The organism is Limosilactobacillus avistercoris (genome assembly GCF_014836425.1).
In the GTDB taxonomy this organism is placed as follows: domain Bacteria; phylum Bacillota; class Bacilli; order Lactobacillales; family Lactobacillaceae; genus Limosilactobacillus; species Limosilactobacillus agrestimuris.
The window spans coordinates 1-23,425 of the sequence record NZ_JACSQW010000006.1 but is presented as its reverse complement, the minus strand read 5'-3'; the positions used below and the strand labels follow the sequence as shown (position 1 = coordinate 23,425).

Annotated in this window: 18 protein-coding genes; 12 read left to right on the top strand and 6 right to left on the bottom strand. The window is 41.1% G+C overall.

Annotated elements, in window-relative coordinates; all coding sequences use genetic code 11:
• Positions 1-179: 179 nt before the first annotated feature.
• From H9564_RS03330 to H9564_RS03315, 4 genes are all read left to right on the top strand, one after another.
• A complete protein-coding gene (locus H9564_RS03330) occupies positions 180-1,412 on the top strand; it encodes an L-lactate MFS transporter (protein WP_191684123.1) in 1,233 nt (410 codons plus the stop codon).
• A 146-nt stretch (positions 1,413-1,558) separates the two neighbouring features.
• Positions 1,559-2,557: a D-2-hydroxyacid dehydrogenase gene (locus tag H9564_RS03325; protein WP_191684122.1), complete on the top strand. Its 999-nt coding sequence runs from the start codon at positions 1,559-1,561 to the stop codon at positions 2,555-2,557.
• A 220-nt stretch (positions 2,558-2,777) separates the two neighbouring features.
• Entirely contained in the window at positions 2,778-2,963 is a 186-nt protein-coding gene (locus H9564_RS03320) for a CsbD family protein (RefSeq protein WP_191684121.1), read from the top strand.
• Between the two features lie 16 nt (positions 2,964-2,979).
• On the top strand, positions 2,980-3,240 hold the full coding sequence (locus H9564_RS03315) for a GlsB/YeaQ/YmgE family stress response membrane protein (RefSeq protein WP_191684120.1): 261 nt from the start codon (positions 2,980-2,982) through the stop codon (positions 3,238-3,240).
• A 104-nt stretch (positions 3,241-3,344) separates the two neighbouring features.
• Here the strand turns inward: H9564_RS03315 and hflX are convergent, their stop codons facing one another.
• From hflX to H9564_RS03300, 3 genes are all read right to left on the bottom strand, one after another.
• Positions 3,345-4,619: a GTPase HflX gene (gene hflX, locus H9564_RS03310; protein WP_191684119.1), complete on the bottom strand. Its 1,275-nt coding sequence runs from the start codon at positions 4,617-4,619 to the stop codon at positions 3,345-3,347.
• 35 nt (positions 4,620-4,654) lie between these two features.
• A complete protein-coding gene (locus H9564_RS03305) occupies positions 4,655-5,314 on the bottom strand; it encodes a histidine phosphatase family protein (protein WP_191684118.1) in 660 nt (219 codons plus the stop codon).
• Positions 5,315-5,397: 83 nt separating this feature from the next.
• Complete coding sequence (locus tag H9564_RS03300; RefSeq protein ID WP_191684117.1) at positions 5,398-6,048, bottom strand: DedA family protein; 651 nt, start codon at positions 6,046-6,048, stop codon at positions 5,398-5,400.
• A gap of 171 nt (positions 6,049-6,219) precedes the next feature.
• Between H9564_RS03300 and helD the strand changes: the two genes are divergently transcribed.
• Positions 6,220-8,535 carry an RNA polymerase recycling motor HelD gene (helD, locus tag H9564_RS03295; RefSeq protein WP_191684116.1) on the top strand — a complete coding sequence of 772 codons (2,316 nt, stop codon included), beginning with the start codon at positions 6,220-6,222 and terminating at the stop codon, positions 8,533-8,535.
• Between the two features lie 230 nt (positions 8,536-8,765).
• Here the strand turns inward: helD and H9564_RS03290 are convergent, their stop codons facing one another.
• Together H9564_RS03290 and H9564_RS03285 are read right to left on the bottom strand one after the other, a co-directional pair.
• The gene (locus tag H9564_RS03290; RefSeq protein WP_191684115.1) at positions 8,766-9,662 is read right to left on the bottom strand and encodes a DMT family transporter; all 897 of its coding nucleotides are present in this window, start codon (positions 9,660-9,662) and stop codon (positions 8,766-8,768) included.
• 80 nt (positions 9,663-9,742) lie between these two features.
• On the bottom strand, positions 9,743-10,636 hold the full coding sequence (locus H9564_RS03285) for a DMT family transporter (RefSeq protein WP_191684114.1): 894 nt from the start codon (positions 10,634-10,636) through the stop codon (positions 9,743-9,745).
• A 493-nt stretch (positions 10,637-11,129) separates the two neighbouring features.
• Between H9564_RS03285 and H9564_RS03280 the strand changes: the two genes are divergently transcribed.
• The 6 genes from H9564_RS03280 to H9564_RS03255 all read left to right on the top strand — a co-directional run bounded on the left by H9564_RS03280 (position 11,130) and on the right by H9564_RS03255 (position 19,119).
• A complete protein-coding gene (locus H9564_RS03280) occupies positions 11,130-13,223 on the top strand; it encodes an LTA synthase family protein (RefSeq protein ID WP_191684113.1) in 2,094 nt (697 codons plus the stop codon).
• 178 nt (positions 13,224-13,401) lie between these two features.
• Positions 13,402-14,325 carry a type I pantothenate kinase gene (gene coaA, locus H9564_RS03275; protein WP_191684112.1) on the top strand — a complete coding sequence of 308 codons (924 nt, stop codon included), beginning with the start codon at positions 13,402-13,404 and terminating at the stop codon, positions 14,323-14,325.
• 151 nt (positions 14,326-14,476) lie between these two features.
• Positions 14,477-16,030 carry a glutamine-hydrolyzing GMP synthase gene (gene guaA, locus H9564_RS03270; protein ID WP_191684111.1) on the top strand — a complete coding sequence of 518 codons (1,554 nt, stop codon included), beginning with the start codon at positions 14,477-14,479 and terminating at the stop codon, positions 16,028-16,030.
• Between the two features lie 747 nt (positions 16,031-16,777).
• Positions 16,778-17,425, top strand: coding sequence for a helix-turn-helix domain-containing protein (locus tag H9564_RS03265; protein ID WP_191684110.1), 648 nt, complete (start codon positions 16,778-16,780; stop codon positions 17,423-17,425).
• A gap of 102 nt (positions 17,426-17,527) precedes the next feature.
• Positions 17,528-17,881, top strand: a complete 354-nt coding sequence (locus H9564_RS03260) for a hypothetical protein (RefSeq protein WP_191684109.1) — start codon at positions 17,528-17,530, stop codon at positions 17,879-17,881.
• Positions 17,863-19,119, top strand: a complete 1,257-nt coding sequence (locus H9564_RS03255; RefSeq protein WP_191684108.1) for a hypothetical protein — start codon at positions 17,863-17,865, stop codon at positions 19,117-19,119. Before H9564_RS03260 ends, H9564_RS03255 begins: the two co-directional genes overlap by 19 nt.
• 45 nt (positions 19,120-19,164) lie before the next feature.
• On the opposite strand, the gene H9564_RS03250 is transcribed toward H9564_RS03255, so the two are convergent.
• Entirely contained in the window at positions 19,165-19,497 is a 333-nt protein-coding gene (locus H9564_RS03250; RefSeq protein ID WP_191684107.1) for a helix-turn-helix domain-containing protein, read from the bottom strand.
• Positions 19,498-19,809: 312 nt separating this feature from the next.
• Here H9564_RS03250 and H9564_RS03245 point away from each other — a divergent pair, with 312 nt between their 5' ends.
• Positions 19,810-23,175 carry an SEC10/PgrA surface exclusion domain-containing protein gene (locus H9564_RS03245; RefSeq protein WP_191684106.1) on the top strand — a complete coding sequence of 1,122 codons (3,366 nt, stop codon included), beginning with the start codon at positions 19,810-19,812 and terminating at the stop codon, positions 23,173-23,175.
• Positions 23,176-23,425: the final 250 nt, after the last annotated feature.

Sequence of the window (23,425 nt, the reverse complement as noted above, 5' to 3'; positions counted from 1 at the left end):
TTTAAAAATCAAAATAAGATAGCGTGGTAGTTGGCTGCTACGCTATTTTTTTCGGCTATTTTATAAAGTTCGGATTTATCCTATTGTTTCTTATGATCCTCTATGTTATTTTTAAACAGCGAACAAAATATATAAATTTTAAAATAATGTTCGTAATTTATCATAAGGAAGTGCAGAGGATGACAGGGACAAGAAACAGGTATGGTGTTGCGCTTGCCGGGGTAATTCTTCATTTAATGATTGGTGGTGTATATGCTTGGAGTGTATTTACGAAGCCAATCTCAGCATATACTGGTTGGAAGGAAACCTCAGTATCATTCGCGTTTAGTTTGGCAATCTTTTTCTTAGGAATGTCAGCTGCTTTTATGGGACGATTGGTTGAAAAGTTCGGACCTAGTGTTACTGGGACAATTTCTAGTATTTGTTACGGAAGTGGAATTGCCTTAACCGGTTTGGCCATTCAATCACATCATCTATGGCTGCTTTATTTAGCCTATGGAGTAATTGGTGGTTTAGGTTTAGGCTCTGGCTATGTTACTCCGGTTTCCACGATTGTCCGGTGGTTTCCAGATAAGCGAGGACTTGCTACAGGCTTAGCTATTATGGGATTTGGATTTGCAGCAATGCTTACTGGACCTGTTGCCCAAAACCTAATGGCTAATGTAGGAATTGTTAATACCTTCTATATTCTAGGAACATTTTATTTTGTCGTTATGATTATTGCGGCTCAGTTTATTAAAAAGCCACGGCCACATGAATTACCGCAAGCAATTGCTCAAAACGCCCAACGAGTAAGTTTAACTGGTCAGGAACTAACTGCCAATCAGGCTTTAAGAACAAGGACATTCGCCTTCTTATGGTTCATGTTCTTTATTAACATCACCACGGGAATTGGTTTGGTTTCTGCAGCATCTCCAATGGCTCAAAATATGACTGCGATGACTGCTAGTACAGCTGCAGTAATGGTGGGAATTATTGGGTTATTCAATGGCTTTGGTCGGCTTGCCTGGGCAACTTTGTCTGATTTTATTGGTCGGCCACTTACCTATAGCTTAATTTTTATTCTTGATATTGTGATGCTCTTCATTCTACTATTCTTCAAAGTACCGTTTATCTTTGCACTGGCTCTGTGCTTCTTAATGTCATGCTATGGTGCTGGTTTCTCAGTAATTCCGGCATATCTTGGTGATGTCTTTGGAACTAAGGAGTTAGGCGCAATTCATGGATACATTTTAACCGCTTGGGCAGTTGCGGGGATGGTTGGACCGCTCCTTCTCTCCTATACCCACCAAGTGTTACATAATTACTACGTTACCTTGATTGTTTTTGTGGTTATTGATGCTTTGGCGATGGCTGTTTCAATATTAATTCAACGCGATTTTGTGGCTCATCGTGAAACTAATGCAGCATAATTAATATAAAAATTAATGTAAAAGTTGAGGATTAGTTTAAGCTTATCCTTAACTTTTTAAATTATTTAGGAAATCCTGTATAATATTAAATAGACAATGTAAGCACTTACGGTTAAAAAAGCTTACAAAAAGGATGGGATTACAAAATGAAGTTAATTATGTTTGGCGTCGATGATAAGGAAGTCCCTTATGCTAAAGAGTGGGCAGAAAAAACAGGAAATGAAGTTAAGATCGTTGAGGATCAACTTAGTTCAGCAAACGTTGATTTAGTTAATGGTTACGACGGAATTTCTGTTTTACAAACCAGTAAGATTGATGATCCAGCGATTTATGCTAAATTAAAGCAATTTGGGATTAAACAATTATCAACCCGGACGGCAGGGTACGATATGTTTGATCTAGATTTGGCAAAGAAAAATGGCTTAAAGATTACCAATGTTTCTATTTATTCACCACGGGCAATTGCTGAGATGGGGTTAACTCACGCAATGTACCTCTTACGGAAGATTGGCGAATTTAAGCAACGGATGGTAAATGATGCAGACTTTCGTTGGAGTAAGGACTTGGTTAGTGATGAAATCTATAACCAAACCGTTGCCATTGTTGGCCTTGGACATATTGGTGGGGCAACTGCCCAAATCTATAAGGCCCTCGGCGCGCGAGTGATTGCGGTTACCCGGGCAACCAGCGTCGTTTACGCTCCATACGTGGATGAATTTGTCGACTTAGAAACTGCACTAAAAGAAGCCGACATTATTACTCTTCACGTTCCGTTGACTTCAAGTACAGAGAATATGTTTGCAGCTCCACAGTTTAAGAAAATGAAGAATAATGCTCTTCTTATTAATATGGCTCGGGGAAAGGTAGTCAATACTGCCGATCTGATTGATGCATTGAAGAACCACGAAATTGGTGGAGCTGGCCTTGATACATTAGGTGATGAAACAACTTACTTTAGTAAGAAAGTTGCTCCAGAAGATGTTCCAGCTGATTTTAAAGAATTAGTCAAGATGCCGAATGTGGTTGTTACACCTCACGTTGCTTTTATGACTGATACGGCTGTTCGTAATATGGTTCAGGTTAGTTTAAATAATATTGTGGCAATTGTTGAAGGCAAAAACGTTAAAAATGAAGTTCGTTTTTAATTCATAATTGATAAACATAATGGTAGATGAAAAGCGTGGGAATGCTGCTTTAACGGTATTTCTACGCTTTTTGTGCTCCTTAATAAAAAGCTAATAAGTATTAATGATTTCATAAGTAGAGTGACAAGGTGTCGCCAATAAAACCGCTTCTTGTTATGATTGAACTATCAAATAAAGTTACTAGCCACAGTCACTCAAATAGACGAAAGGAGAGTCAGTTATGACTAGCAAGAAAAGTATTAAAAATAGAGTTGCCGGAAAACTGAAACAGGTTGAAGGCAAGCTGACTCAGGACAAGGTCCGTGAGGCAGAAGGAAAAGTCCAAGCGATACATGGTAAGGCGCAAGCAAAGGCAGAAAAATTAAAGAAAAAGGCTGCCAAGGAAAAAGCTAAACTAGCTGAATAAAAAGGAGGGAATACTAATGTTACACTGGATTTGGGTATTAATTGTTGGTGGAATTATCGGATTGATTGCTGGAGCGATTACTCATCGTGGAGGATCGATGGGAGTCATTAGTAATATAATTGCCGGATTAGTTGGTTCGTCACTCGGGGAAGCAATTTTAGGCTCCTGGGGACCACAAGTTGCCGGAATGGCGATTGTCCCTTCAATTATCGGGGCTGTAGTCTTAGTATTAATTGTCTCCTGGATTATCGGGATGATTAACCGCAGGACAGCATAAATAAGAAGCTGAAGATTAGCCTTTAAGGCTCTGGTTGATTAGACTCTATAAGTTTTAGAAAAGTAAAACAAGGCTTGGAAATCAATTTCCAAGCCTTGTTTCATTTAATGAATAACGTATTTTTGGTATTTATCGTAATCTTTTTGCGAGAGCTCAACAGTAAGAATTGTCCCGCTGTTTTGGTATTCAGTATTTAAAATATTAGTATTTTCGTTAAGGTAGGAAACAACATTACCATCCGCAAATGGAATCAGCATTTTAGTTTTAACGTAGTCTTTGAAAAGGTGTTTCCTAATGGTAGACACAAGAAGATCGAGTGACTCATCATCTTTAGCGGAAATTACGACCTGATCGTCACCTTCCAGAACGGGGTATTCCATGTCAGTTTTATCTGCCTTATTGAAAACATAGATCATTGGGATATTTTCAATTCCAATCTGTTTCAACGTCTTCTCGGTAGTCTTCATCATGTCCTCATAGTGGGGATCAGATGCGTCGATCACTTGAATTAAGAGATCAGCATTTGCTGCTTCAGCCAATGTTGACTTGAATGATTCGACAAGGTGAGTTGGTAACTTGCTTACGAACCCAACAGTATCACTAAGGAGGAAACGTTTTTGGTCGGGTAGTGTTAACTGACGAACACTAGTATCCAGGGTGGCAAAGAGCATGTCTTTTTCAAAAACAGTCTTATCTTCACCAACACCATATTTTTCAACGAGACCATTCATGATGGTTGACTTGCCAGCGTTGGTGTAACCAACAAGGGCAGCAGTCGGAATCGCGCTTTTATCTCGTTGCTTCCGTTTAACCTCTTCAGAACGATCGATTGCCCTTAATTCTTTTCGTAGGTGACTAATTGAATTCTGAATTGTTCGCCGGTTCATTTCCAGTTTAGTTTCACCAGCACCACGGTTAGTAAAGCCACTCCCACCACCAGTTTGCTGATCAAGTCGTTGGTTAGCACTGGTTTGAAGACGTGGTAGTCGGTATTGGAGTTCGGCAATTTGAACTTGCAGCTTGGCTTCTTTTGATTGGGCACGTTCAGCAAAGATTTCAAGAATTAATGCTGTCCGGTCAAGAACCCGGCAACCAAGTTCATCTTCTAAGTTCCGCAATTGACTAGGTGTTAATTCGTCATTAGTAATGACGGTTGAAATGTTTTCAGCTAAAACTGCTTCCTTGATTTCATCTACCTTACCACTCCCAAAATAAGTGGCTGGGTTAGGACGATCGATTGCTTGGTCGATCCGGTCAACGACTTCCATATGGTTAGCCTGAGCCAATTCAGCAAGCTCTGTCATTGAATAATCGAAGTCTTCTTGTTCGGTATTTAATCCAGTGATTAATACTGGTTCTTCAGTTTGTATGTTATCCATTGAAAAGTAGTGTTCCCCCTTTTAATTCAGTTATTTTATTTATCAGGAATGTGAAGTTGATTATAAAAGTCTACATGTGTATCAGTATCAGTTAGTGTCATTTTCATGATGCTACCGTTACGTGGCGAAACGTTTTGGTCGACGCCTTCAAGGTAATGATCGGCTATCGAACGAATTGCAGCCCCATGTGAAACAACAACAGCAACGGAACCGTCTGGTAGGTTACGAAGCCGGTTAAATCCTTTATTCATTCGTTGCCAAAAACGCTGTGCATCTTCAGCATCACCATATTGATCAGCTTTAGCAATCCGGTCCTTTAATTCATCTGTTCCCCAACCGGCAGCCATTTGTGAGAAGGTATGATAACCGTACTTTCCACCGACAATATCTGCTACTGCGCCACCATTTGCTCCTTCAAAGAAGCCAAAGAAGATTTCACGAAATGCTGGTTCTTGAATTGGTTCTTTAATGTCAGTATTTGGGTCGGCAGCGAGGAGTAAGCGCGCGGTGTTAACAGCTCGTGAAAGATCGCTACTGAAGATGTAGTCGAATTTAATCTTTGCTAGTTCCTTTCCAACACGTTTAGCATCCTCAATCCCCTTTTCAGTTAGGGGAGCGTCAGACCATCCTTGCATCCGGTTGTAACGATTGAGGTAGGTTTGACCATGACGAACAAAGTAGACAGTTATTGCCAACTTAACCAGCTCCTTTACGTAATTACAATTATCTACTATTTTACCATGCTTTCATGGGGAGTGTGAACCATGACAAAGGCTGGCTAGAGCATTTTATTTCGTTTAAGAATCTTTCGCCGGAAGTGGCGGATGAGCGCTAGTATGGCAACAATTGACAAGGCAGCAACGACAAAAATAAGGATGATGAGTGAGAAGTGTTCCTTAACGAATGGGATGCTACCGAAGTAATAGCCAACTAAACTGGCAGCTAAAACCCAAACAATGACCCCGATAAGGTTACCGATCATAAATCGGCGAAAGTCAAAGCGCATCGTCCCAGCGATGAGTGGGATAAAAGTCCGAATTAAAGGAACAAAGCGCCCAAAGGCAACGGTTTTAACCCCGTGCTTTTCTAACAATCGGTGGGCTTTTACCATTCCTGGGCCATTCACCCGCTTTGAGAGCCATTGCCACCTTGAGAGTGAGCGGCCAATGAAGTAGTTTACAGTATCGCCAATAAAGGCCGCAAAGAAGAAGACCGGGATCACAATCTCTAATTTGAGAACTGGGTGAAAGGCGATGAATGAAGCGGTGAGGAAAATCAGTGATTCCCCCGGGAGCCAGGGAAAGACAACTAGCCCGGTCTCCATAAAAATGATTGTAAAGAGCAAAACATAGCTCCATGGACCGAGCCATTCAAACATTGGAATGATGACTTCAGCAATATGGGTCAAAATATAAAATAAGTTTGCCAATCGACAAGGCTCCTTTCTAAGTCGAGTTATTACACTATTTTACCTTCATTCCGTTTTCAAAAGTGATGATTATCTATAATATTTAAAGATAATTTAGCATTCGTCGGCGAAGAAGCGATATTTCTTCGGTCAGTCCGTTATCAATGATATAATAGTAAGACGATTCTACGAATGGAGGTAGAGAGTGTGACCGAACAGTCAGTACAAGAATTTGAACAACAACATCTAGATCATGTTATTGATAAGATCGAACAGGCTAAGGATAAGGCCGAAAAGAAGATCCAAACTGCCCACACAGACATTAAAGGGATCAATAAGCAGATCGATGACATTCACCTAAACACCACGACCTATTCTGGGATGATGGATACGGCAATGTCGTTCCGCGCCCAGCAACAGATGTTAGATGAACGGCGAAATAGCTGGCAACACGCTGCCGATCACCTTTCAACCCTAAAGAGATTAGAGAAGAAGCCTTACTTTGCCCGGATTGATTTCCAAGAAAAGGGGGCAGAAAAGCCCGAAACTGTCTATATTGGGTTAGCGTCCTTTAGTGATCGACCAGATCATTTCTTGGTTTATGACTGGCGGGCACCGATCTCATCAATTTACTATGAAGGTAAATTGGGGGATGTCAGCTACGAGACTCCTGTTGGGACCCAAGAAGTTAACATGACTTTAAAGCGACAATTCCAGATTGAGGACGGGACAATCGTAACGATCTTTGATACTGATGAACAGGTTGGGGACCAAATGCTCTTGGAAGCCTTAGGAAACCACTCTAGTACCAAGATGAAGAGTATCGTAACCACGATTCAACGGACACAAAATGAGATTATCCGGGACACTAAAGATGATCTCCTCTTTGTTCAAGGGGCTGCTGGTTCCGGAAAGACTGCCGCGGTCTTGCAACGGGTTGCATGGCTCTTGTACCGTTACCGGGGAAATCTAAGTTCATCTCAAGTCGTCCTCTTCTCACCAAACCAACTTTTTAATGACTATATTGACCAAGTATTACCAGAACTTGGGGAACACAATATGGTTCAAATGACCTACTACCAATTTGCTAATCGGCGGGTGCCACGACTTCATGTCCAAACTTTGGCACAACGATTTGAAAGTAGTCAGGATCCCACGACTAAAAAGGCCGTTGCATTAACGACGAGTTTAGCTTACTTCAAGGCAACTGGCCGTTACGCTAAGCATCTTGGTAAGGCAAATATGCGTTTCCGTAACCTGATGTTCCGGGGAAAGGTCTTCATTAGTAAGGAAAAGATTAAAGAGATTTACTACTCATTTAATAATAATTACAATCTTGGAAACCGCCTCGATGGTACTAAAGAGGCATTGATTAAGTACCTAAACCACCGGATTAGCGTGGAAATGCGTAGTAAGTGGGTTGAAGAAGCTGTCCAAAACTTAAGTAAAGAGCAGATTGATGACATGATGGGCAACCAACCACGGGAGTTTGCTGATGAGGATCAACAGTTCAAGTTCTTAGCTCGGCAGATTGTAATGCAAGCCCTCACACCTGTAAAACGGGCAATTGACCATAATTTGTGGTTGAACATCAACGCTCAATTCATCCACCTTCTTCGGGCAACACCGAAGCTTTTAGACTTAGATAAGTTTGGAATTACAGTTGATGAGTGGCAAGCCTATGTTGAAAAGACTAAGGAGGAACTCAAACAGGGAAATATTAGTGCTAATGGGATCACTATTTATCTTTACCTCTACGATCTAATGACCGGGAGGAAGGGACAGCGTGATATCCGCTACGTCTTTATTGATGAAGTTCAAGATTATGACGCGTACCAGCTCGCATACTTGAAGTTCCGGTTCCCTCATGCACGGTTCACCCTTCTTGGTGACTTGAACCAGGCAATTTTTACTCATGAAAATAGTCGTTCATTATTGCGGCAGTTAAGTACGATGTTTGATCCGGAAAAGACTAAGGTTGTTCAACTAACTAAGTCTTATCGGTCCACAAAGCAGATTACTGATTTTACAAAACACCTGTTAACTAATGGTGAAGCAATTGAAGCGTTTGATCGTAATGGAGATCTGCCAACGGTAATTGAAGCTAGTGATTACGCTGCCGGAGTAGCTAGTGTCGTTAAAACACTAAAGAAGTACCAAAAAGAGCATGATGCTGTTGCAGTAATTGGTAAGACTCTTGAGGATTGTGAAAAGCTCTATGATGAGTTAAAACGGCAAAACGTTAAGACAACTCTCATTCGGACTGAAAATCAGCGGTTAGTTGATGGGGTGATTATTGTCCCATCATACTTGGCAAAGGGATTGGAATTTGATGCCGTAATTGCATGGAATACCAATGCTAAGGAGTATCCAGATGATTCTGAACGGCAACTCCTCTACACTATCGCATCTCGGGCAATGCACTCCTTAACGATGGTTTCTGTTGGTGAAGTAACATCATTACTAAAGGACGTCCCAGAAGAATTGTATTCACTTGTGAGAGAATAATGTAAAAGAGGATGAGAAAAAACGTTTTGTTTTTCTCACCCTCTTTTTTGTCACTAATAGTTTCCGAACTTATAGAGTCTAATCGCGGGAATTAACTGAGTGACTCGAGCTTAACGCAGCGGAGCAAACCTATTCGGCTACGAACGACTCTGATGATTTCATCATCATTCATCGTTCTAGGTTAGTCAATCGTCCCTCCGAGAAAGTTAATTCTCAGCTTCTTTTAAAATCTAATTTTCTGTTTTCAGTCTGACCTTTCGGAAATCAAGTTGCATGATTACATTAGCCATGATAATTAAGATTCCACCAAGAACTAAACGTGGTGAAAGTTGATCATAGCCCAGAAGGACGGAAATGACAGTTGCAAAAAATGATTCACTCATCAAAATCAGGCTTGCGGAAGTAGCATCCGTATATTTTTGTGCTCGAATTTGAATCCCCCGTGCTGCAAAGGTAATTACAACGGCAACAATTAACAGGGGAAGAAGAGCTTGAAGCCAGTTGACATGGGTAAGGGATGCGCGCTCCATTGTTAGTGCCAATGGAGTTCCACATATTACCTGAACCAAACCAATAAGGGTAATGATAATCCAAGGGCTCGAGGCACGACTGGCATACTTGCCGAAGATAATGATTTGGAATGCCCAGAAAAAGGCGGAGAGGAAAGTGATCAGGTCACCTGACTGGAGTCCCCAATTACTTGTTGTCATCCCGGTTAAGATTGCCATTCCGGCGAGTGATAGGGGGATGGCAAAGATGATTTTGAACTTTGGTTGTTCATGCCAAAAGGCCCACAGGACAAGTGGGGTAAGGATGACATAAGTTACGGTGATAAAGGAACTCTTGGCTGGTGTTGTGTAGTGCAAACCAAGCGTCCGTAAATAGTAGCCACAGAAGTTAACCACTCCAACGATCAGACCGACTTTGATATCAAAACGGGTGGCTTGGCGTAGTTGACGGTGGAATAGGATGATTCCACCGATGACACACATAGCACCGCGGACGGCATTGATGGTTCCTGACTGCATTCCCGCATTGACCACCATCTTATTGAAAATATAGGTACTTCCCCAGAGGACTGTTACAAAAACAAGGAAGAGGTTAGCGGTTGATTTGGAAAGCTTCATGAGCTTCCTCCTTTCGACATCCAGGGAATCCCTGGTAAAAAAGATAGTTGCAGGGTATCAATTATACCAATAAAAAACAACTAATTTGCCCGTTTAAGGAATGGGAGACGGTGAAGATCAGTCTGCATAATGGCATTGGCAAGAAGTAAGATTGTCCCACCAAGAATCAAGGAATGGGTCAACGTGTCATAACCAAGAATAACTGAAAGGACACTGGCAAAGAATGATTCAAGCATCAAGAGGAGGCCAGCAGATGTGGCGTCCGTATACTTTTGGGCGGTGATTTGGAGACCTTGGGCGATAAAGGTAACAAGGATTGCTAGTAAGGCAACCGGGATTAAGGCTTGAAGCCAGTGAATATGTGCAAAGGTTTGGGCTTCGGTCGCAAAGGAAACTCCCCAGCCAGCTGCACCTTGAATTAATCCGATCATAAAGATGGTTACCCAAGGGCTAGAAGCTTTAGAAGCAATTTTGCCGAAGAAGATTAATTGAAGAGCCCAGAAAATCGATGAAATCAAGGTAAGAAGGTCACCGTAATTAAGAGCTAGGCCACTAGCCGTAACATTAGTTAAAATGCCCATCCCAACTAAAGCCAGCGGGATCACAAAGTAAGTTTTCCGTCGCGGCCGTTCATGCCAGAAGACCCACAAAAGGATTGGTGAAATGGCGACGTACATTGTAGTAATAAAGGCATTTTTCGCTGGTGTAGTAAAACGAAGGCCATCAGTTTGTAGGTAGTAGGCAATAAAATTGGTGATTCCCATTAGTAGACCAGCTTTGAAATCAAACCAGGTCATTTTACGAATGCTCTTGCTGAAAACCACAAGACAGCCAACAACACACATCGTTCCCCGAACGGCATTAATCATTCCCGAATGCATTCCGGCGTTGATTGCCATTCGCACAAAAATATAACTTGCACCCCAAAGAATGGCAACTGTTAATAGGAGTAAGTTTGCTTTCCGTTTTGACATTAAGAATTCTCCTCTCAATATTTTTCCTATCTTAGTATAAATTGATTTATTGCAAATACAACCAAAAATTAAGGATTTGAGGGATTTATTTGGAGTAAACCAGAAATTGATTCATCAAAGCCTATGCAAGGATGAGTAGTTTTCTGGCTACTAACTTGTTGGTGAGAGAAGCAAAGCTACTGAAACTGAGTTGAAATGAGCTCACCTGAATTTCTACTGCAACTGCGTCAAGAACTGCTTGCCCGAATTTCCTTGAGATAGGGTTCTAGACAACTGAGTCGAAACGTGCTCGCCCCGACCGCATGCTCGAGCCTAACTACGCCTGATTCCGATGCAAGTCATCGTTCATCAGGCTAGGTTAGTCAACCGCGTGCTAATTCGTCGGGGCTCGCACTCTATTTATAAAGTTTTTTTGAAATAAGTTTTTAAAGGTTGCTCATGCGAAATTGTTGTAATATTGTAAGTATTGATATTTTTTAATGGAGGAACGATTATGAAAACAGCGTTGCAGAAGTTGTGGCATGGCTTGAATACCAAGCTAGGCTTTTTTCTGCTAGTAGTACTCCTATTTGGAATCAAGAGTTACTGGGCATATAGTACTGAGTTTAACTTAGGGGTTAAGGGAAGCGTTCAGCACTTTCTGTTAGCGTTTAATACTATTCCCAGTGCCTTAGTGTTTCTAGGGATCGCATTGTATTTTAGGGGACGGCTATCGTACTGGTTAATGTTAATCATTAACGCTCTGCTTTCGACGTGGTTGTTTGCTAATATCTTGTACTACCGTGAATTTTCCGATTTCATCACTTTCAATGTTATTAAAGGGTCAGGAGCAGCCTCTAATAATTTAGGGACTAGTATTTTAGGAATCATCCGTCCTGAAGACTTCCTGGTTTATGCTGATGTGGTGATTTTGGCCCTGATATTACTATTCCATGTTATCCGAGTTGATATGCGGTACTTCAAGCTCCGTTATGCGATGACAATCACTGCTTTAGGCTTTGTCTTATTCGGTGTTAACTTGGGAATGGCGGAATCAAACCGTTCACAATTGTTGACTCGGACATTCGATAATAACTACATTGTTAAGTACCTTGGGTTGCAAGTATATACAATCTATGACGGGGTTAAGACGACCCATAATAGTGTGGTTAAGGCTAAGGCAAATAAGGAGCAACTAAAACCAGTTCAAAAGTTCCTAAAGCAAAACTACGCTAAGCCGAACATTGAGTATGAGGGGACGATACGGGGGAAGAACATCTTTGTTATTCACCTGGAAAGTTTGCAGCAATTTATGATTGACTACAAGCAAAATGGTCAAGAAGTAATGCCAAACTTGAATAAGTTGTACCACTCATCAAATACTCTTGCGTTTGATAACTTCTTCCACCAAGTTGGTCAGGGGAAGACAGCGGATGCTGAAATGATGCTGGAAAACTCATTATTCGGTTTACCAGAAGGTTCAGCAATGGTTACTGATGGAACCACTAACACTTTCCAATCAGCACCAGCATTGTTACACCAAAAGTTAGGTTATACTACTGCTTCGTTCCACGGTGATGTTCCTAGTTTCTGGAACCGGGATAATGCCTATAAGTCCTTTGGTTACCAGTACTTCTTTAGTAAGGGGTATTATCCAAAGGTCAAGGACCAAGAATTGGGTTACGGATTGAAGGATAAGATCTTCATGAAGGAATCAATGCACTATATCGAACAGTTGCCTCAACCATTCTATGCCAAGCTAATTACGGTAACTAACCACTATCCATACATTATTGATAAGAAGAATACTTCAATTGAAGCTTGGAAGACTGGGGATGACACGGTTGATCACTATATTCAAACCGCCCATTACCTTGACCAATCAATTGGTGAATTCTTAGACTACTTGGATAAGTCTGGGTTACGGCAAAATAGTGTCCTTATTCTTTATGGTGACCACTATGGGATTTCAAATAACCACCGTCCTGCAATTGCTCAAATTTTGGGTAAGAAGAAGATTACTAATTATGACTTAGCGATGTTCCAAAAGGTACCATTTATGATTAATGCTCCTGGTCTTAAGGGTGGAATTGATCATACTTATGGTGGTGAAATTGACGTTCTGCCAACGCTGGAAGATCTATTAGGAATCAGCTCTGATAAGTACATTCAATTTGGTCAGGACCTTCTTTCTAAAGATCGTAACCAAATTGTACCGTTCCGAAACGGCGATTGGGTAACGCCTAAGTATACGAAGTACAATGGTGATTACTACCACACCGCAACCGGAAAACAAATCAAGAACCCGACAGCAAAAGAACAGAAACAGATTGATAAGATTCAAAAGTATGTCACTACTGAACTAGGATTGGCTGATAAGGTAATGAATGGGGATCTTCTTCGTTTCTACAAGCTTCCAGGATTCAAGAAGGTTAATAAGAAAGACTATACTTATAACATGAAGAAGAGTCTGAAGAACCTCAAGAAGGATCAAAAGAAGCACAAGACAAGCGTGAAGGCCCAGAATGGTAATCAGAGTACTTATGATGATTACTCAACTGACGCCCCAGAATTACAAGATTCTCAACCATCATTCCCTAGTAATTAAACGAAAGTCTTGTAACTTAGGACAGGCATAAAAACTAAAGAATGGATTGTTCAAATTAGGGATTCAAAGTCTGGCAAACCCACGCTTTGAATCCCTATTCGTTAAAAAGTAAAAATAGTCTAAATATGGTATGATTAATGTTAATCGCTTACATTATATAATGAAGGAATCAGTAACTATGGATGAATGGATGAACTATGAGCGTTTTGAGCGTCAGCAATGGCATAACTTTTTTCCCACTGACACTGTTCGCTTGAGTCAAGAAAACCTAGATGATATTAAGTCGCTTAATGACCGAATCTCAATTGAAGATGTGCAGGATATTTACCTTCCCTTGATTAAATTATTACAGTTGCGTTACCAGACACACTTGGAATGGCAGATGCAGAAGGCAAATTTCCTCCACCAAAAAATTGAGCGCGTACCTTATATTATCGGTATTGCTGGTTCGGTAGCTGTCGGTAAGAGCACAATTGCTCGTTTATTGAGTATCTTGCTAAATAAGTTATTACCAGACAAGCGGGTAGAGTTGATGACGACTGATGGCTTCCTCTTTCCTAATGCTGAGTTAAAGCGGCAAGGGATTCTAGATCGTAAAGGTTTTCCAGAATCATACGATATGGAAAAACTGCTCCAATTTATGAATGATGTTAAAGCAGGAAAGTCTGTAGTAAAGGCTCCCACTTATTCCCACCAGGTTTATGATGTGATGCCCGATCAACCACTAGTAATAGATCATCCTGATATTCTTATCGTTGAAGGGATTAATACACTTCAGCTACCATCAAACCAACAAATTTACGTCAGTGATTATTTTGATACCTCAATTTACGTTGACGCTGATCCGCAATTGATTGAAGAATGGTACTTACAACGGTTTGGGATGCTATTAAACTCTGCCTTTACGGATCCAGATAATTATTATTACTCATACAGTAAGGGCCCACGGGAGAAGGCTTTTAAAATGGCTAAAAAGGTTTGGCAAACGGTCGACCTTCCTAATTTAACGGAATATATTTTACCAACCCGGAATCGGGCGAACATTATCCTTCATAAAACGAATAACCATATTGTTGATCGAATTTACCTAAAACGGGGATAAATAAAGGACTCCTGTCACACTATCTATTGAATAGTATGCCAGGAGCTGTCTATTTTAAAAACGAACTAATAATGACCATTGACCATTAATCGTTTAGCTTGTAAACTATGATGTTAAGAATAAGAAAAAATCAGAAAAGGGAAGTGGCAACGTGGCAAAATTAAACTTGGATGCTTTCGATAAGATCATCGTGCTTGATTTCGGTAGTCAATATAACCAATTGATTACTCGGCGGTTACGTGACTTTGGAGTTTATTCCGAACTTCTATCGCATAAGATTACTGCTGATGAGATTAAGCAGATTAACCCTAAGGGGATTATTTTCTCTGGTGGTCCCAACAGTGTCTATGATCCAGATGCCTTTAAGGTTGATCCGGAGATCTTTAAGTTAGGTATTCCAATTTTAGGAATTTGTTATGGGATGCAATTAATGTCATACGACCTTGGCGGTAAGGTTGAAAAGGCTGATAATTCCGAATATGGTCGGGCTGACATTGAAGCCTTAGATGATAACGCAGTCTTGTTCAAGGGACTACCAAAGAAGCAATACGTTTGGATGAGCCACGGTGATTTGGTAACTCAAGTACCAGAAGGCTTTGAAGTTGTTGCAACTAGCAAGAACTGCCCAATTTCTGCGATTGCTGATAATCAGCGGAAGTTTTACGGGATCCAATTCCACGCTGAAGTGCGGAACTCCGAATACGGCTTAGACATTTTACGGCGGTTTGCCTTTGATGTTTGTGGCGCAAAGGATAACTGGACGATGGATGACTTTATCGATCTTCAGATTGAACATATTCGTCAAGAAGTCGGCGATAAGAAAGTCATCCTTGGCCTTTCAGGTGGGGTTGATTCTAGTGTTACTGCTGTTTTGATCCACAAGGCAATTGGTGACCAATTAACTTGTATCTTTGTTGATCACGGATTACTGCGGAAGAACGAAGCAGATCAAGTCATGAAGGCGTTAAATAAAGATCTTGGTGTTAACATCATCAAGGTAGATGCTTCTGACCGCTTCCTTGGTAAGTTAAAGGGAGTTACCGATCCTGAAACCAAGCGGAAGATTATTGGTAAGGAATTCATTGAAGTCTTCAACGAAGAAGCGAAGAAGATTCCAGATGCGGACTTCCTTGCTCAAGGAACCTTGTACACCGATGTGATCGAATCCGGAACTGACACTGCCCAAACAATCAAGTCCCATCATAATGTTGGGGGATTGCCAAAGAAGCTTGGCTTTAAGTTGATCGAACCATTGCGGAAGCTCTTCAAGGATGAAACCCGTGAATTGGGTGAAAAGTTAGGGATCCCACACGAATTAGTCTGGCGGCAACCATTCCCAGGTCCTGGTTTAGGAATTCGGGTAATTGGTGAAATTACTCCTGAAAAGCTTGAAATTGTTCGTGAAAGTGACGCAATCCTGCGTGAAGAAATCAAGAAGGCCGGCTTAGACGAAAAGATTTGGCAATACTTCACTGTCTTGCCAGGGATTCGTTCAGTTGGTGTTATGGGTGACGGTCGGACTTACGACTACGCGGTTGCTATTCGTGCCGTTACCTCAATTGATGGGATGACTGCTGACTTTGCTAAGATTCCGTGGGATGTTCTGCAAAAGATCTCTGTCCGGATCGTAAACGAAGTCGATCACGTTAACCGCATCCTTTATGATGTCACGAGTAAGCCACCTTCGACGATCGAGTACGAATAGAATTGTAATGTAACTTAGAGTTGGAAGCGCGATATATCGGCATTTTGGCAGTGCTAAAACTTGACCAACTCATTAAAAATAACATGTTTGTTTGCCAAAATGTTTGCCATATGAAGAAAGCATCCAGTGTAAAAGCTGGGTGCTTTTACTTATAGAAATGGAAATTAGATTTGTGTAACCTCGACATTTGTCAATAACAATGCGAGGGGAACTATGCACTGGTACATATTAATCTTGAAAAAGAATAATGACATAAGGTATTTAAATGCACAATACAAGAACTAACGCATTAAATTTATAATTAATTTGAATAACCCCTTACAGTGGTGTAAGGATGAGGTCGTAGATTTGAGCCTTTTAGTCAGCATAATTAAAACTTACAAAGTTTATTAATCCTTGATATATCAACGATTTACGAAGGTATATCAAGGATTATTTTTGTTTATTTAGGAATATAATGCACACGGCTATGCACATAGAAAAAGCGTGTGCATGAGCTTGCATCGGGAAAAGGTTGTTTCTACTGATTTGATGGGCTTTACGCCTATTTTTTTATGTGCATTTCATAAAAAATTGCTTTTTATGGTATTAGTAGCTGGCCAACGAGTCAGCTGCTATTTTTCTGTTTTAAATATCAAAAAGTGTGCCAATCTGTCTTGCACAAAAATGATACCAAGTAGTTGGCTTCTCATTTAAGATTCCGATTCAACTAAACTAGAGATAATCAAAAACGAAGGAAGCGGTTTTATGTATACAGTTACAGATTTATCCAAGAAGTTAAAGGTCTCAGTGAAGACAATTCGGCGTCATTTGAAGAATAACGGTATCCAGCCAGTCGATAAGGATGGCAAAACGTCACTTTATGATGATCATGTTTTGGCAATTTTGCAGGATTCAATTAATACAAAGCAAAGTAAGCATGAAGCAGTGGTAAATGCTGGGGTTGCTAATATCAAGAAGTCTACCAATACTCCAGCAGAATCAGTCCAAGTCCAAGAAGGATTAGAGCAATTGGACAAGTCTACTCATACTTTAGCTGGAGACGAGTATGCTAAAGCAATTGCTAATCAGGTTACTGAGATGTTGAAATCAGACACTAGTGTGAATAAGGCAATCAGTTTACTCACGGTAGCAGTCAATCGTGGACGAATCATTGATCAACAACATGATGAACTAGTGGCTGAGATTCATCGGTTGGACGATAAAGTAGATAGCCTTTACGACCGACTACTTCATAACATGCGTAATTTTAACTATCGGAAGATGGCCAAGATTAACGCTGAAGAGTTTATGAAGATGACCAGTAAGCAACAAGACAAAGGTAATGGACAAGCTAGTAAGCAAACTAAGAATAAGAAAAAAGGAAGTGGTCAAGATAAGGGTCAAGGGGCGTAAGCCCTTTGTACATTATGGCTACTGGATGTCCACTGAAAGGTGGCTCCAAGTTAGCCCTGCTTGCTAGAACATAGTAGTCAAGAATTTAAGGAGATATGACCAATGAAAGATGAAAAGAGACGGGTATCAACCCGGTTGTCCAATCAAGACTTCCTGTACACTTCAGCAATTGCTAAAGCAAACGGTGAAAGTCTTTCTACCTATTTAAAGAAAAAACTATTGGAACCGAAGTACAAGATGTCCAATGAACAGTTGGAGCAGTTATTAAAGGAATTTACCAAGCGAGTGGACATCCTGACTTTAACTCGTATTGACCAAGCTATTTTTGCCTTACTGAAGAATGTCCAAGCAACTGGTCAATTTACTGATGAAGATCGATCAATCTTACTGGATGTTCAACATGACATGAAGCAAGTAAAGGAAGGAGTTGAGCAGCTATGTCGGTACTCTTTGTAGAACCATCTACCTCATTGATTCAAGCAATGGGGTATCTTGGTGAGCAAAGCCATAACCCTGACCAGTGTCCTGATCGAAATTTGATGGTGGACTCAAATTATCCTGATATAAGCAGCTTTTTCGCCGAAACTGAGCGCCGTATTGCCAAGGCTAATCGTTTGCGGAACCACTTGTACTCAGTTCGGCTTAGTTTTAGTCGTGATGAATTTGATCCAACACAAGCAGCTGACCAAGATTTAGCCTTTGACCTTAGTAAAGAATTTGTTGAATCCTGGTTAAAAGAAAAGAAGATTAACCGTCCGTATGTGATCGCGTTACAAGCTGATGGCAAGTCTGGATTACTTCATACTCACATTTATATCTGCAATCCAGGAGCTAATGGAAAAGGTATTCCTAAAGGTGTATCCGCTCTGAAGATGCAAGACTTAAATGACAGGGTGACTAGGAAATTCATGTTGAAACATGATCGTAGTACCGCTATTCAAGATCGATTAATGGCAAACAAGAAGCAACATGATCACAATTCAATGGGAGCATCTGTTGGTAAGCAGCATTATGGTAAATCTAAGGCAAATGCTAAAACGGTGGATAATAAGGAGTACATGAAGAAAACAATGATGTCTGCTTTAAAACAAGCTACTTCTCGTCAGGAATTCCTACAGCTAATCCTACAGCAAAATATTTATCTCAATCGTGATGCCAATAAGTCCAGTGATGACTTATGGATACGGCATGATGGTGGCTTCCGCAAGTCATTATCATTTGAGTACCGAGGTACGCCAGGTCGTACAGCAACGTTACTTGGATTAAGCCTGGAGCAGATTGACCAGCGGCTTAAATGGAATGCTAAGCTAAAGCAAAATCAAAACCAGAAACAGTTATCAGTACCAATTCAACATACTCATCAACACAAACAACCAAAGGTTAAGTTTCATAGTCTTAAACTTGTTAAGCCTAAAGCTAAGACAGTTACTAAGACGGTACTGCCAAAACCGCATCTTAACCTACAAGAACTTTTAAATGAAAAGTATCGTGAACTGATTAAGATTAATGAGCAATTGTCTGATCCCAAACTACCAAAATCAAAGCGTGAGTACCTTGAAAAGATTAAGCCCGGCGTGGTACAAGCGGTTAGTGAGCTGGAGTCAGCATTCTTTGTCGGGGAAACCAAGAAAGAGGTCTGGCGTCGCAAGAAAAAGGAAATGGAACTGGAAAAGGAATCTGCTCCAGAAAGTTGATAAAAAGAAAAGGATCCTGTTAGTCAGGATCCTTTATTTATGTCATTAATGACGCTTCTCTAATATACCAATAATGTAACTACTTAGCATTTCTCTTTCGTTTAATGGATAAGTATTTAATAGCGCGTTTAATTCTGATTGTTTAGGGCCAGTTGCCTGCTTCTCGGGAGCGGGCATGTTATCGACTAATGATTCCATACTAGTGTTCAGTGCCTTAGCAATCAGGTATAGGGTATCACTACTAACCCTAGTTGATTTATTGCGTTCTAGTTTACTAAGAAAGTTGATTGAGATGTCGGCCTTCTCGGCTAGTTCAGCTTGAGAGATACCAACAGCCTTTCTCCGCTTTTGTATATTGCTACCTAGAAGTGACTTCATTCGTGCGTCCTCCGTTCTTACTTAAGAATAAGAAAGATTTTTACACGATAGAAGTTCATATGTGCATTAAATATAGTTATTAATTACTATGGTAATATATGAATAATGATTATTCTTAGATGATTATAGTGGTAATATTAAAAACGTTGATTTTTTTCTACAAGTAACAGTTCAATTACCCACTACTTTTCCTTTAATCCTATTAGACTAGGATTAATCCACAATTTTCCTAGTTGATTAACAAACTTTATGCTACAATAATGGCGTATTTTGTGGATCTGGCATCCATTACAGAAGGGGAGAATTCTTTTTATGTCTTCAAAAAAGAAACTTATTAAGTCAACATTAACCACCACCGCAGTTGCTGCCATGGCAGTTACCGCTGGAGCTGTTGCTAATACCACGGCTCATGCTGATACTGTTAACAATACCAGTGACAATAGTCAACAACCTAGCCCAGCTGCTAGCACCCTAAAGCAAGCACAAGACCAAAGTCGGCAAGCTTATGCAAATGCCGATCAAGCTAACACGAGCGCTCAAGCTGAATTGAATAAGGCCCAAAGTGCGGATCAAGCAGCACAAAGCAACCTTGCTTCAGCTACTAAAGCACAATCTCTGGCCCAGGACGCTGTTAACAAGGCTAATGCTAACCAAAAGCAAGCGCAATCCGCTTACGATACCGCTGTTAAAGATGCTAAGAAGAATAACGCCGACACTGATTCTATCAACCAGCTTCAAGCCCAAGCTGAACAAGCCGTTTCCGATGCCCAAGCTAAGGTTGACACGGCCACTAATGATGTTACTAAAGCCCAAGAGGCCCTTAATCAAACTAATACTGATCTAGATAATGCCAACACGGCCGTTGAACAGGATACTGATAAGCTGGATCAAGCAAAGAAAGATCTTAATGATGTTAAAGAGCATCAAAACACTATTGAAAGTATCCAAAAGACAATTGACCAAGATCAAGCAAACTTGAAGGAAGCCAACAACGCAGTTACCATCGCTCAAGGCAAGGTAGATACTGCCAGTGCAAACGCTCAACAAGCTAACGCTGATTTAAAGAATGCTAAGAACAATTTAAAGCAAATTGAAAACAAGCAAGGCGCTGTTAATACCCTTAAAGCAACCTCCGATTACATCAACAAGATGAAAGATGCCAAGGGCAATTCCTTCATCACGGACCAGACCGAAGGCGTTGACTTCAACGGCTTAGCTAAGGCATCTAAAGATAGCATGCAGCTCAACCAATATCAGTCTGATCCGGCAGCTAAGCAAGTTGCTATTCACTTTAACAGCAACGGTACCCTTTCTCATGATGATGTGGTTTACGCTAGCCAATACGCTGCTCAATTAGTAAACCCACTTCGTCAACAACTTGGAACACCACTATATCAAATTAACAAAGCTTCTGTTGACATTGCTCAAGACGTCGTTAACCAATATCGGACTGACAAGTGGAACCCATGGGAATCATCTCACGACTTCAATGGCCTTAAAAAGGTTGGTCAAAAGTGGGGTGCTAACGTCCTTGAATCATGGGCCGGTGATATGTCCATGGCCAAGGTCAACTTTAATGATGACGGTGTTTGGGTATCATCATATGACGGCTTAAATCGTGATGACTTACAACATGGAATCTACGACGCTTTGAAGGGCTTACTCTTTAATGACGCCGATCAAGGATTTGGTCACACCACTGATATCTTAGGCATCCGTTACCCAGCTGACTATGCTGATCCAAAGACAGAGTCTGACTTTTCTCCTAACAACGGTGGAATCTTCCTTGGTGTTTCTTACACCTACGACACGACAAATCACGTAAGCAACTGGGCAGGCCAAAAGAACTTGCACGAAGGTGGTTTCCACTTTGATTCTGAAGGGGATCCAAACTCCGCTTACCTGAAGTACATGAAAGCCCACCACTTCATTATTAGTCTTGATGACCCGTCAACACTGATTAACCAACCAGCTAACCGGGTTGAAATTGCTATTCCAACTAATGATCACACTAAGTTAATCAATGATGCCAAGACCGCCCTTAATACTGCCCAAACAAAGGCTGATCAAGCAAACGATGCTTTGAAGGCAGCTAACAACGTCCTTGAACAAGCTAAGAGCAAGCAAGCTGACTTACAAGATAATCTAAAGAGTGCGCAAAACAAGTTAGCCGAAGAACAACAAAAAGCTGGAAATCCAGTTCAATTGCAACATGACATTGAAGAATTCCAAGCTCAATTAAACAAGAATCGAGATCGTGTTACTAACTTAACCAAGCAACAAGCTAGTGATCAAACCGCTCTCAAGCAAGCTACTGACGCCCAAAAGAATGCCAAGACCGCTCTTGAAATTGCTCAAAACAAGCTCAAGAGCCTTCAAGATGCTCAAAGCAAGGTTCAACACCAATCAACTGTTTTAGTTGATCAAAACAAGGCCGTTAAGGATGCTGATAGCAAGCTTCAAGCTGCGAATAAAGCCCTCAAAGACGCTCAAGCAAAGCTTAGTCAAGCTAACACTGACCTAAAGAATGCCAAGGCCAAGGCTGAACAAACCGCTAAGGATCTTAAGGCGGCGCAAACTAAGGCAATGGAAACCAAGGCTGCTTTACAAAAGGCTAAGGATGCCTTGATCACAGACGCCAAGGTTTACGGTGAGTCCGTATCCCTCAAGCCAATTGTTACCATCCATGTTGGTGATCCCGCACCAGTCGTTGAAATTGCTAACCCAATGGCTAAGGATCCAACTCAAAGCCTCATCGCTTCAGCCTTCTTAAAGATGGCTTCATCCAAGCTTGACACCATTCCAGAAGGAACCAAGGCTGACTGGGCAGATGCTAAGAAGGTTGCTAACGACATCAAGAACGTCGGTAACTACACTGAAGACATTACGGTTACCTTCCCTGATGGCTCAACTACCAAGTTAAGTGCTGAATTATCTGTCTTAGCTGCTGTCAAGCCAGGTCAAAAGCCAGCTGGAAAGACTGATGAAGGCAACACACCAGCAAGCAAGCCAGAAGACAGCAAGGCTAATCAAGGCGAGACTGACAAGGGTAACACTCCAGTAAGCAAGCCAGAAGACAGCAAGGCCGATCAAGGCAAGACTGACAAGGGTGACACTCCAGTAAGCAAGCCAGAAGACAGCAAGTCTGATCAAAGCAAGACTGACAAGGGCGACACTCCAGCAAGCAAGCCAGAAGACAGCAAGTCTGATCAAGGCAAGACTGACAAGGGTGACACTCCAGAAAGCAAGCCTGAAGATAGTAAGTCTGATCAAGGCAAGACTGACAAGGGTGACACTCAAGTAAGCAAGCCTGAAGATAGTAAGTCCGATCAAGGCAAGACCGACAAGGGTGACACTCCAGTAAGCAATTCTAATGACAAGTCCGCTGATCAAACTTCAGCAAACAAGAATGACCACCAGGTAGACAACCGTGATAACGACAACGTTACCCCTGCTACATCAGTAACAGCCAACAATAGCGCTTCAGCTAATGTTACTACTACTTCTCCAGTAGCAACTACGGCAACACCAACGTTTACCACCCGTGAACAAGTTCGCCAAACTGCTCAACAATTGCCACAAACTGGTAACCACAATAATGTAGCAGTTGCTGTATTAGGTGCAATTACTGGACTTTTTGGTTTCGGTTTAGCTGCTAAGCGCCGAGAACGCAATTAAGGATTTTTCCTACTTCAACGGCCTTACCGTCGAAAAAGAAAAGCCAAAAAGCAAATCCAGCAACAATATCAATAAGACTAGCCAGCAGGCTAGTCTTATTTTTTAGGATATATCAACACTTTTCATCACTAAACGAAAGGTTCTTCGTCAAGAAGTACTGATAAACAAAATGACAGATTGCAAGAAATAACTTGAACGAATTTAATGACGTAAATTAAGCAGGAAGATCTCGATTGGTGTGCGCCAGTTA